Source organism: Aurantimonas sp. A3-2-R12, assembly GCF_036016755.1.
Classification (GTDB): Bacteria; Pseudomonadota; Alphaproteobacteria; order Rhizobiales; family Rhizobiaceae; genus Aurantimonas; species Aurantimonas coralicida_A.
This window is the reverse complement of record NZ_JAYXIH010000045.1, coordinates 20777-31752: the sequence shown is the minus strand read 5'-3', so window position 1 is coordinate 31752 and position 10976 is coordinate 20777. Positions and strand designations below refer to the sequence as shown.

The window sequence follows — 10976 nt, the reverse complement described above, 5'->3', positions numbered from 1 at the left end:
TCATTGCCCATCAGCGCCGAAATGCAGAAAAGTTCGTTGCCCCTGCTTCGAGGGCCGCGTAACGTTCAACCCGGCATCGCCGCTCAACGAAGTTCAACAAACTTCGGGACATCCCCCCCGCGAACCCGAATTGCGGACCCGGTTCGCATCCCTGCCGAAGGCGAAAGCCGGCGCTCCCACCGCCCGCATTCGAAACGCGCCGGAAAGTGAAACTAACCGGCCCGCCCCCGCCGGGCCAAGGGCTTATTCGTCGCCGTCCGCCTGTTCGATCAGGCCCTTCATGTCACGCAGGAGCGCTGCGAACACCCGCCGCTCGGCGACGGCCTCAGCGGCGAAGCGGCCGTGCGTAACCGCATTCCTATTTCCCTTCGGTGCTCCCGGCGCCTTGCCGCCGTGCATCCGGCAGCGTCCGTTCACCATCGCGGGTGACTGGCACGGCGTCCCTGCCCGCGTCAGGACTTCGCAGCGCGGGCTCAGGTGCATGGGCAATCTGCTTTGCATGGGGTTGTTCCTCCGTTTCCCTCTGATCCCCCCCCCGGTCGCTCGACCGTTCCGACCACAGCCTGTCCGCCCGCATGGACGTGAACATGCTCGACCGTGACCTTCTGCTGGCCCTTGCCGCGATGACGGTTGAGGGCTTCGAGCAGCGCCGCATAGGTGCGCGACAGCTTGTTGGCCTGGTTGAGGTTCTCGCGCCGGCCCTCGTAGGTCTGTTCGACTATCATTGCGCGCCGGTAGCATTCCATTGCCGCGTTGTGGGCGGCGATCAGTTGTGCCGCCATCATGCCTTCCAGTTCGTCCTTTGGCCCGATACCGATCAGCGCCGAAACGGTGGCACTCAACTGTCGATCGCGCGTCTCGGCGTCGGAATTTTTCATCCAAAGCGCCTGTACAGCCTGATTTGCGAGGATATTGTTCCAGTGATCCGACTGCGACCCGCCGATGTGTTTCAGTGCGCCCTTCATATCGTCGGGATCATCGACGACGACGGTCGTCGGCTGATTTCCCTTGACGGGTTTCTTCTTTGTCATGGGTGGATGCTCCTTTCGCGGATTCCAATTGCCGCCAGCGCGGCGGCAGCCTTGTTCTTTCGGCGCGCGTTCCATGCGCTCCAGCAGCGGTGATGCAGCCAAGGGTGGCCGGTGGCCTCGGTCCCGAAGGGCAGCAAAGGATCGTGAGGCTGCTCGGGTCCGCCACAGCGAAGGCAATGGCCCGGCGGTGATCGCACAGGGTTGCGGTTCAGCCATTCGGCGATGCAGCAGGCAAAAGCGTTCGCTTCGGCATGGTCGCGCAGCAGCCCACCATCGAACTCGGCGATGCCCGCCCGCTCGTCGTAGAAGGCGCGCCAATCCTCGGCCGACCAGCCGTCATCGCCGGGACGCAAGAGCGCGACGATCCCGGCCTTGTGATACGCCAGCAGATCGAGCACCGCTGGCGGCGGCGCGGTGGGCGCCGCTAGCACGAGCGCATCGCCATCGAGAGCGATCTCAATCCCGGCCGCGCGCGCAGCCTTCAGGGCTTGGGCGGCGCTCATAGCCGCGCCCTCCAGCCGTCAGTCTCCGCTTTTTCCGGTCCGGATTGGGGCGGGTGCTTTGCGTCCGCACCGTCCGCATCGTCCTCGGTGTTGGATATCAAGGGGTTGGCGCGGACGGTCGAACCATCGTCGCGCCTTGAACCGGCCGCATGATCGCCGACCGTCCGCAAGCCTTGGGTTGCGAAGCCATTGCTGGGATTGGCTTTCGTCGAATTGGCGGACGGCGCGGACGATGCGGACGCTTGCGGCCCTCGGTTTTCTGGTGTTGGCGATTGCCCGGTGGTCGTGATGCGGATGATCCGCGTCCGTGCTCGGCCCTCGCGCTCGAAACCGATATCGATGCCGATCTTGCGCAGGAACGTCGCCGCCCGGCGCAAACGACCCGCCAGCGCCCGAGGGCTGTCGGGCCAGGTCTTTGCCTTCGCGACGCGCTCGCCCGCCATTTCGGCAAGGGCGCCCAGAAGGTCCGAGGCGGTTCCCGTCCACTCCGTCCGCGCCTGCACCAAAGCCCGCACGGTGGAAGCGATCGGATCGGCGTCGATGACGCCTTCCACCGCCTCCTCGCGATTGCCGCAATAGGCCGACCAGAATGTACCCGAAGACCAGAGCGCGGTTTCGCAGGCGGTCGCCCACAGCGCGAAATCCGCCATGCGTGGCAGCTTGTCGAGTCGCGTGCGCGGCAACTCGGCCAGGCCCTTCCCCACCGCATCGAGCAGCACGCCCAATATGCGCGGGCGTTCGGCTTCGAATGCTGCCCACAACTCCTGTTCCGGGCGGCGGCGTTCCTCGGGGATCGGCTCCAAGGTGAGGAACACGGCGCGATCGGCCAGATCAGGCCGCGTGACGATATCCTCGATCCCGTTCAGGATCACCGGACGGGTGGCGTCGAACAGCACTTCATCCTGATCGGAATAGAGCTGGCGCACCGCGAACCCGCCGCCCGTCGCGAGACGGCAGAGCGTGTCCGATATCCAGGCTGGCAGACCCGATACATTGTCGAAGGCGAGCACATGACCGTTGCTGGCGGCGATGAACAGATCGCGATCCTCGCGCGGCAAGGCCCGAAGCGGCGCGGTGTTGGGGTCGAGCAGCGCCCGCAGGACGCCTGAGAAGGTCGACTTCGCCGAACCCTGTTCGCCCGACAGCACGATCACCGGATAGGGACCGCGATTGCGCAGGGACGCGAGCGCCCAGGCGACCACCAGCACGAAATCGGCGTCGGTCTGCACGTTGAGGAACGAGCGCAGCGTCGTGATCGATCCGCCGCGCACCGGGATCGGCATCGGCTTCATGCCCGACGCGCGGCGAAAGCGAACGGGCGGATTGTCGATGACGCGCCAGCCGGTGGCGTCGATCTCCACCGCCCGCCATGTCTCGTCCCCAAGGTCGAGATAGAGCCGATCATCAAGCTCGCCGACGCGGATATGGACCAGCCGTTCCGGTCCGTCGAAATGCGCCTTTGCCTCGATCACGTTCAGCGCCGATTGCAGCGCTTCCGAACTCGGCGCGCCGCCCGTCTCCTCGAAGAAGCGGCGGGCGAGCCAGCGGCGAAAGCCCTTGGTGCGGATCGCCCAGGTTTCGCGATGGCCGTTGATGTCGAGGTCGACGAAGCCGGCGCCGTCCGGCGTGTGGAATGGTGCGGCGCCTTCAGCCAGTTCGATCAGGATATCGGCTTGCGTCGGTCCGCGCCCGCCCGGTGTCCCGTGCTCCTCGGCGATGGCCTCGTCGAGCGCCGTCACCCGGCACCCGGCTTTCTTTAGTTGCGAGCGGAGCGTCTCGAAGGCGGCGCGGTTGTCCGCCTTCAGGGCGGCCAGCGCTTCCAGCGCATCGGGCAGGAACGGCGCACCGGGATCGGCGGCGGTTCGCGTCGCAAGACCTTCGAGCGGATCGGCAATGACCTCGGCCGCGTCGATGGCGTCGGCAATCGGATTTGCGGGATTGACGAAATCATCCTCGATCATCGCCCGCCCTCCAGCAAATCGTTGAAATCCATGCCTTGCGGCGGACGGGCGATGCGCACGCGCCGTCCCTCGCGGCGCCAGCGTCGGGCGCAATCCCGCGCCGCCGCTTCGCCGGGATCGTCGCCATCGGCGAGCACGACAACGTCTTGAACATCACGCGGCAGATCGAGCGACCGAAGGCCCGAGGTGGACAGCGCCGCCCAGGCGGGATGTCCGGTCGCCTGCATGGCCGCAAGACAGGTCTCGATCCCTTCGCCGACCATCAGAACGTCGCCGGCCTCAGCGAGGCGGACCACGCCGCCACGACATAGCCCGAGCATCATCTTCGCCGGATCGACCGGCGCCTTGCCTTTGCCGTCGCGGGCAAGAAAGGTTCGGTGAACGGCAATCGGTGATCCAGTGTCGCCGTGTGTCACCAGCGCAACCATCGCGGGCCAGACGCCGGCCGAAGCGTGCTTCAAGCCGGCGTGAAAGCGAAGCCTGGCCGGGATCGAAAGGATCAGGCCGCGCGAGCGGAGATAGGTTTCGACCGGCGTTCCCTCGGCCGATCGCGTCGCCTGCCAGATCGCCAGCGCCGCCTCGGTTCGCCTCAGCGCGTCGGAATCGGGTTCTTCGGGAACGCGGCGAGCGATTGGCGATCGGAACCGCATGACATGGCGCTTTGTGCCTTCCCATGCGCCGATCGCGCGAAGCGCGGCGATCACGTCGTGCTGGTCGCAGCCGGCGTGGCAGCGCACCAGCACCTTGCCGTTCTTGCCCGAACTGATCGACAGGCTCGGGCTCCGATCGTCATGCACCGGGCAACGCGCCATCCAAGTTGCTCCTGCACGGTGCCCGCCGAGCGCCCTGGCGATGGATTCAGCGGTCATGGCGCAACTCGCCGTCGTTGGCGGCGGTGAGCGCGCCGACGTCATTCGCCGCTTCGCGGCGTTCCGCCCGCGCCCATTCGGCGAGCAAACCGAAGAAGCCGGTGACGTTGTACGTGATATGCCGGGCATCCTCGTCGCTGAGATCGCGCCCGAGGCGCGGTTGCCAGACTTGCCGGGTGCGGGCGATCTGCTTGCCCGCGTCATTGTCGTTGGATGCGTCGAGACGTTTCATCGAAGACCTCACGGGCGGTTCCCCCGCTCCGTGCTCCTGGCCTCTGGTCTCGGATTCCCACCGATGACTCTGGACCCAAAGGGATTTGCATCTTCGGGCGTCCCCGTCCCAGGGATCGCCAGCCTGTTCGCCGCTTCAGCGCGGCAATTCTTCCTCAGGGATCGTGAACTTGTGCGACTTACCCGCCTCGATCACGAGGTCTCGACGGTTGCCCTTGCCGATCCCGCTGGTGATGGAGCATCGGAAGTGGCCGTGGCGCAGACCATCGAGGACCACCTCACCGATTTGTTCGAGCGCTTCGCGAAGTTGAGGTCCGCCGACCTCGCGAGCGTGGGAATGGGTCAGCTTCTCAGCCATTGTGCAGCAATCCCTTCATGTCCTTGATGGTGGCGGCGAAGGCGAGCGGCCGAACGGTGGTCGCATCGCCATAGAAGGCCATCACGTCAGCAGGCCGCGCGGCGCGATCCCGAAACACGAACACCTTGCGCCGTCCTTCGGCCCGTAGCTTCACCAGTTCGTAGCCGGTGCAGCGCAGGAAGCAGGCGAGATAGAAATCGCGTGTCTCGAAGGCGCCATCCGCGCCCTTCGTCGCCTGCGATATCGTTTGTCCAGTTGACACTTGACGATTTCCTCAAAAAAAGGGGCTCACGAACCATCGGCGAGAAGCCGCTGGAGCGGAACCGCGCGGTGCAGCAGTCCGAGCCGTTCGAGCCGGATGCGCATGGCGATCGGCGAGACGAGAAATTTCTTCGCGAAGGGCGTCGCGAGCCGCTCAAGCGCCTGATCGTCGGTTTCCGTCTCCACCCTGGCCGGACTGACATAGGTTTCGCGATTGAACTCTACGAAGGAATGGTCGAACGGCGTCGCGGGTTTGAGCACGCGCGGCTTGCGGTCGGGGAAGACGTCGTCCCATGCCGCCATCACCACCTTGCGCGGCATCAACACGCAGGAGGCATAGAGGTCGGCCTGCAATTCGATCCGCGCTTTGGCCTGGCTCGACCGGCAAATCACGCTCGGCGGCGCATCGGCATCGAGGAACGAGGTTTGCGCCGGGTCCTTGTCGAACAACCCGCGATGCAGGCGCCAGTGGCCGACCTCGTGCGCCGCCGTGTAACGATAGCGGCCTTCCTTCGAGGGATTGGCGTCGGGATCGAGGCTTTCGTCGATCACGACCCGCCTATCACCGAAATAGATCGCGCCCAGAATGTCGGGATCGAGTGTGAGGCCCGAGCGCGGCACGCCGAACCGCCGATGCATGTCGTCGAACTCAAGTCCGATCTTGAGGTGTTTCTCGATGATGTCGTCGATCGGGATCGGCGCTTCGATCAAGACGCCGCGCGTATGGGCGAATTCGGCGAGGAGCGCCTGCGCGTCCTTCTCGATCGTCTCATCGGACACATAGGAAACGAACAGGGTCATCGGTCTCGATCCTCATCTGCATCTTCATCCATCGCCGCCCGATCAGGCGCTCACTTGTCCTTCGCCCGCTGCGCATTGCGGGCGAGCTTGGTGATATCGTCCGGCGTCAGGCCCGTGGTGGTGCGCAGCAGCGCCGCCAGTTCGACAGGATGCCGCTTGATGATGTCCGACAGGTCCGAGGCCACCTTGCCACCCCGCGCCAGCAATTCGTCCACGTCGCAGCCGAGCACCCGAGCAATCGCTTTCACCTTGTCCTCGGCGGGCGGCGCGAACTCGTCGCGCTCGACCTTCGATAGGTAGGTCGGGCTCACGCCGATCATCTTGGCCATTTCCCGCAGGCCGATGTCCTTCGCCTCCCGCGCACCGCGAACGAACTCGCCGAACTTCTCCCCTGACATTTCGGTTCTCCGTTGCCTGTTAACGAACCACTTTACACACGATTCGGCGGTCATCGTCAACTGATACCTAAACACTATCGGTGGATTGCGGATCAGGCGGCGAGTCGAAGCTCGCCGACTTCCTCAAGCAAGTGCCGGAAATCCGCGTTCGGCGCTAGGCACATGGTTCGATAATGGTTCAGAAAGGGCAGCCAATTTTCTCCCAAGCTATTGTTTCCGCACCGCTTTGATCGGTCGATCGTCCGAGGGACTCCCAGCGGGTCCACCGGGCTGGTCCACTCCGTCAGGGCTGACACCATGGCGGGCGCCGCCAACCTTCGCCTCAAAGGCTCACGAGTCCACTTTCGCAGGAAGATTCCGTACAATCTGCGGGAGCGATTCGGTCGCTCCGAAATCGTGAGATCGTTGCAGACACGCGAGCGCCGAACGGCAGCCGCCCGGGCGCTCATGGTCTGGCTCCAGGTAGAACGGGTGTTCGAGACAGTGCTGTAGGAACCGACGCTTAGTGTTCCAAGATCACCCCGATCGTGGCCTGGACGTGGCTCATGTCCTCGAACACGGGCTGGCTTACTTCGTCGTCGCGGCGGCTGCAAACCTCCTGCGGCCACTTTTCCGACGTGAGATCCGGACAGACGAGAATGCCGGCCAGATAGCAGTCAAGTTCACAGGTCCGCTGTGCCGCAGTTGTGGAGAGGTTTGGACGCGCCCGTTGGACGATTGAATTCGCCGACCGTCCGCCTAATTCGAGACAGATCCAGGAAAACGAGACCCTGCCCGCCGCCTTTGGCCGGCAAAGTTACGACACCGAACAAAGTAAATCTGCCGAGAGGTTCACCTCCTACCCTTCGAAAAGACCCGGGGTGTGGCCGATTCAGTTGTGCGAGCCTGCAAGGGCACGACTGCCAAGGGCGCTTCTTCTCGATAATATGGCGCGACAATCGGTGCCCGTCCGAGAGTTCGATCGTGGTGCAAAAAAGGATTCGCAGTTGAACGAAACGTCAATACAGCCCGCGCCCGTCCCCTTCCTTTTCGCAGGCGGCGAGATGGGAGCGCGGCTCCGGGACCACGACTGGGAGGCGACATCCCTCGGGACGCCGGATACATGGCCCGGGTCACTGGCCACCCTGGTCCGGGTCATGCTTAACTCGCGTCAGCCGATGTTTGTGGCCTGGGGGCCTGACCGCACCCTCATCTACAACGAGAGCTATGCGCCGATGTTGGGCACGAGGGAGGGCGCCGCGCTTGGCCGTCCCTTCTTCGACGTCTGGCCCGAGTTGCGCCACGAGGTCGGCGCGCTGATGGACCGTGTTTTCGCGAACGATCCGGTGCACATGGATGACCTCAAGCTGACGCTCCATCGCAACGGCTATCCCGAGGAAGCCCACTTCGCGTTTTCCTATACGCCGGTCCCCGACGACAATGGCACGGTGGCCGGACTGTTCTGCGCCTGCATCGAGACGACGCGTGAGGTGTTGGCGGAGCGTCGGGAAGCCGATATCAACAGGCGGCAGCGGCTCCTTCTCCAGCAGATGCCTGGCTTCGTAGCGGTGCTGGCGAGCCCGCAGCACCGTTACGAGTACGTCAACGATGCCTACTTGGCGCTGTCCGGCCCCCGCGAGTTCGTCGGGCACACCGTTCGGGAGGTGTTCCCAGAGCTGGAACGGCAGGGCTTCATGGACCTTCTGGACCGCGTCTACGCGACGGGAGAACCGTTCACGGGACGCGCGCTGCCGATCCAGATCGGCAGTGACGACGCCGACCGCTTCATCGACCTCCTCTTCCAACCCGTTCGAGACGAGGCTGGCGACGTTACCGGCATCTTTGTTGGCGGTTACGACGTCACGGAGCGCGTCCTCGCACAGCGCGCACTGGAGGAGAGCGAGGTGAGCCTGCGCGACCTGAACCGAACGCTCGAGGAACGCGTCGCTGAACGCACTGCGGAACGAGACCGACTGTGGACGCTGTCGGAGGACATGCTCGCACGCGCCGATCTCAGCGGCATGATGACAGCCGTGAGCCCGGCATGGACGCGCGTGCTCGGCTGGTCGCAGACCGAGCTTCTGGAGAGACCCTATGCCAGCTTTCATGCATCCCGACGACGAAGGCCCCACGCTAGCCGGGCTAGCCCGCATGGGCGAGACAAAGCGGCCAACGCGCTTCGAGAACCGCATCGCGAATGCGGACGGGGGCTGGAGGCCGATCGAGTGGACCGTCGCGCCGGAAGAGGACGGTGTAAACTTCATCGCCATCGGCCGCGATCTCAGCGCCGTCAAGGCGAAGGAGACCGAGCTAGCGATCGTGCAGGATGCTCTCCGCCAGAGCCAGAAGATGGAAGCCGTCGGCCAGTTGACGGGGGGCCTCGCGCACGACTTCAACAACCTTCTCGCCGGGATCACCGGCAGCCTCGAGATGATGCAGAGCCGGATCGCGCAAGGACGGATCGGCGACATCGACCGTTACATGGTTGGGGCGCAGGGAGCCGCCAAGCGCGCTGCCGCACTCACCCACCGCCTTCTCGCCTTTTCGCGCCGCCAAACTCTCGCCCCCAAGCCCACAGACGTGAACCGTCTTGTCCAAGACATGGAGGAGCTGATCAGGCGAACGGTGGGACCGCAGATCAACGTTGAGTCCGTAGCAAAGGCAGGCTTGTGGACCCCCCTGGTCGATGCCCCCCAGCTCGAGAACGCCCTGCTGAACCTCAGTCTCAACGCCCGCGACGCCATGCCGGACGGCGGCAGGATCAAGATCGAGACGGACAACGAGTGGCTCGACGAGCGCAGCGCCCGCGAGCGCGACCTGCCGCCAGGACAATATGTGACGATGCGCGTGTCCGACGACGGGACGGGCATGCCTCCAGACGTGATCGAGAGGGCGTTCGATCCATTCTTCACGACCAAGCCCATCGGCGTCGGCACAGGGCTGGGGCTCTCGATGATCTACGGCTTCGTCCGCCAGTCCGGTGGGCAGGTCCGGATCCACTCCGAGGTCGATAAAGGCACCATGGTCTGCATCTCGCTGCCCCGTCACCATGCCGAGGCGGCAGTCGATGTCCCAGCGCCTCAGGAAGCGCCGGACAGTGGCGGCGCCGGCGAGACGGTGCTGGTCATCGATGACGAGCCGCTGGTCAGAATGCTGGTCGTCGACGTGCTGGAGGACCTCGGCTATACCGCGCTCGAGGCTGGAGACGGCCCGCAGGGGCTGAAGGTGCTCCGGTCCGACGTGCGCATCGACCTTCTCATTACGGATGTCGGGCTTCCCAACGGGATGAATGGGCGCCAGGTAGCTGACGCGGCGCGGGAGATCCGACCTGAACTCAAAGTCCTCTTTGTCACAGGGTATGCAGAGAACGCCGTGCTCAGCAACGGCCAGCTTGATCAGGGCATGCAGGTGGTGACGAAACCGTTCGACATGGCCGCGCTCGCCAAGCGGATCACGTCAATGATTGCAGGTCCGACTTGAATGGCGCAGGGCGCAATGTCGGAAGAGGACCAGTACGGGGAAGGCGGTCCGGCAAGTTTCAACCCTGTCTGGGCGTAAGATCGGCCGCCGCGACAGTTCCGTCGCGGCCGTTCTCGGTGTTTGACAGCCCGCAGGTTGCCAGTCGCCTTGTAGATGATCGACGCCTTGGTGCGTCGGAGCGAATGAGTGCCAGAGTCCTCTCGACGCAAACCAATGCAGGTCACCCAACTCCCGTTATCTCTCTCCCATGGCCGGAATGGCCAGGAAGAGAGTCTGCGCCTCAATCAAAATGTCAGAAGACGAACGGACCGTGTTTCGACGGGCGGCTTTTGGGTACAAAAAAGCCCAGAGCCGTTCCTATCGACGACCTCGGCTGACGATTCGACGACTCGGCTCCTCTTGCCTCTCCACACTTCCAGAAGTTTGGTTTCGACGATACCGAGACGTCAGGTTTATGTAGAGCTGCCCTTTCAATTCGCGACCCATCTTCGATGTTTTGGTTCGGCTGCGACCATTCCGATATCGGATTTGTGGGTGAAGGTTTCAGCTGGCAACGGCGCCAGTTGCTCCAGACGCATCGCTCCCGGCCGAACGCCCATCGAGGTGACAGCGTCCCGCGGATGCCAGTGCGTTCAGCCATCGAAACGCTCAAGCAGCGTGCGCAGGAACTTCGCGACCGTCTCGGCTTCCGTCGTTGTAAGACTGGCGATCGTTGCAGAGAGCCGGTCGCGCATGTGGCGATGCTCGTCGAGGATTGGCCGGGCGTTTTCCTCGACCAGCGCGATCACGATACCGCGCCTGTCCGCCGGATTGGGGCGCCGCTCAACAAGACCGGCGCGCTCTAGCCGGTCGAGAAGCGCTGTCGTCGCCCCGGTCGACAGCGCCACATGTTCGGCGATCATCTTGCCGCTGACGGGAGCCTTGCTGCTCTCCAGGAACCCAAGACAGCCAAGGTCGGTGAGCGCGAGGGCGTGCCGGGCGGCGAGCTCCTTGTCGAAGTCGATCGCGGTTTGCAGGACCCGTTTGAAAAGACGTAAAACCTCGTCCGATGTCGCCTCCCTCGCCGTGTCGCTACCGTCCTCGTCGTTGCCGCCTGCCATTGAC

The 10976-nt window shown here is 64.2% G+C and carries 12 protein-coding genes and 3 pseudogenes; 3 read left to right on the top strand and 12 right to left on the bottom strand.

All coding sequences use genetic code 11. The features are described from left to right. Nucleotides 1-243: 243 nt before the first annotated feature. The 10 genes from VSX60_RS18565 to VSX60_RS18520 form a co-directional block, all read right to left on the bottom strand. Nucleotides 244-501, bottom strand: a complete 258-nt coding sequence (locus VSX60_RS18565; RefSeq protein ID WP_327625751.1) for an HGGxSTG domain-containing protein — start codon at nucleotides 499-501, stop codon at nucleotides 244-246. After that, entirely contained in the window at nucleotides 474-1031 is a 558-nt protein-coding gene (locus VSX60_RS18560; RefSeq protein WP_327625750.1) for a hypothetical protein, read from the bottom strand. Before VSX60_RS18560 ends, VSX60_RS18565 begins: the two co-directional genes overlap by 28 nt. Next, nucleotides 1028-1534, bottom strand: a complete 507-nt coding sequence (locus VSX60_RS18555) for a hypothetical protein (RefSeq protein ID WP_327625748.1) — start codon at nucleotides 1532-1534, stop codon at nucleotides 1028-1030. The genes VSX60_RS18560 and VSX60_RS18555 overlap by 4 nt, the downstream gene beginning before the upstream one ends. Then, a complete protein-coding gene (locus tag VSX60_RS18550; RefSeq protein WP_327625747.1) occupies nucleotides 1531-3495 on the bottom strand; it encodes a hypothetical protein in 1965 nt (654 codons plus the stop codon). The genes VSX60_RS18555 and VSX60_RS18550 overlap by 4 nt, the downstream gene beginning before the upstream one ends. Next, entirely contained in the window at nucleotides 3492-4364 is an 873-nt protein-coding gene (locus tag VSX60_RS18545; protein ID WP_327625746.1) for a DUF7146 domain-containing protein, read from the bottom strand. Before VSX60_RS18545 ends, VSX60_RS18550 begins: the two co-directional genes overlap by 4 nt. Beyond that, on the bottom strand, nucleotides 4354-4596 hold the full coding sequence (locus tag VSX60_RS18540; protein ID WP_327625745.1) for a hypothetical protein: 243 nt from the start codon (nucleotides 4594-4596) through the stop codon (nucleotides 4354-4356). Before VSX60_RS18540 ends, VSX60_RS18545 begins: the two co-directional genes overlap by 11 nt. A gap of 135 nt (nucleotides 4597-4731) precedes the next feature. Continuing rightward, complete coding sequence (locus VSX60_RS18535; protein ID WP_327625744.1) at nucleotides 4732-4953, bottom strand: hypothetical protein; 222 nt, start codon at nucleotides 4951-4953, stop codon at nucleotides 4732-4734. Beyond that, on the bottom strand, nucleotides 4946-5215 hold the full coding sequence (locus VSX60_RS18530) for a DUF5659 domain-containing protein (protein WP_327625743.1): 270 nt from the start codon (nucleotides 5213-5215) through the stop codon (nucleotides 4946-4948). Before VSX60_RS18530 ends, VSX60_RS18535 begins: the two co-directional genes overlap by 8 nt. A gap of 26 nt (nucleotides 5216-5241) precedes the next feature. Next, a complete protein-coding gene (locus tag VSX60_RS18525; protein ID WP_327625742.1) occupies nucleotides 5242-6015 on the bottom strand; it encodes an ImmA/IrrE family metallo-endopeptidase in 774 nt (257 codons plus the stop codon). Nucleotides 6016-6065: 50 nt separating this feature from the next. Next, entirely contained in the window at nucleotides 6066-6413 is a 348-nt protein-coding gene (locus VSX60_RS18520) for a helix-turn-helix domain-containing protein (protein ID WP_327625741.1), read from the bottom strand. 297 nt (nucleotides 6414-6710) lie between these two features. On the opposite strand from VSX60_RS18520, the gene VSX60_RS22635 reads away from it, so the two are divergent. The 3 genes and pseudogenes from VSX60_RS22635 (at nucleotide 6711) to VSX60_RS18510 (ending at nucleotide 9872) form a co-directional block, all read left to right on the top strand. Then, nucleotides 6711-6905: a DUF6538 domain-containing protein gene (locus VSX60_RS22635; protein WP_442873125.1), complete on the top strand. Its 195-nt coding sequence runs from the start codon at nucleotides 6711-6713 to the stop codon at nucleotides 6903-6905. A gap of 434 nt (nucleotides 6906-7339) precedes the next feature. Next, nucleotides 7340-7822, top strand: a pseudogene (locus VSX60_RS18515) (PAS domain-containing protein); the annotation flags it as partial. 120 nt (nucleotides 7823-7942) lie between these two features. Next, nucleotides 7943-9872 (top strand): annotated as a pseudogene (locus VSX60_RS18510) (PAS domain-containing protein). A gap of 119 nt (nucleotides 9873-9991) precedes the next feature. On the opposite strand, the pseudogene VSX60_RS18505 reads toward VSX60_RS18510, so the two are convergent. Further along, a pseudogene (locus VSX60_RS18505) lies at nucleotides 9992-10099 on the bottom strand (integrase); the annotation flags it as partial. Between the two features lie 405 nt (nucleotides 10100-10504). Next, complete coding sequence (locus tag VSX60_RS18500; protein ID WP_327625740.1) at nucleotides 10505-10972, bottom strand: MarR family winged helix-turn-helix transcriptional regulator; 468 nt, start codon at nucleotides 10970-10972, stop codon at nucleotides 10505-10507. Nucleotides 10973-10976 lie beyond the last annotated feature (4 nt).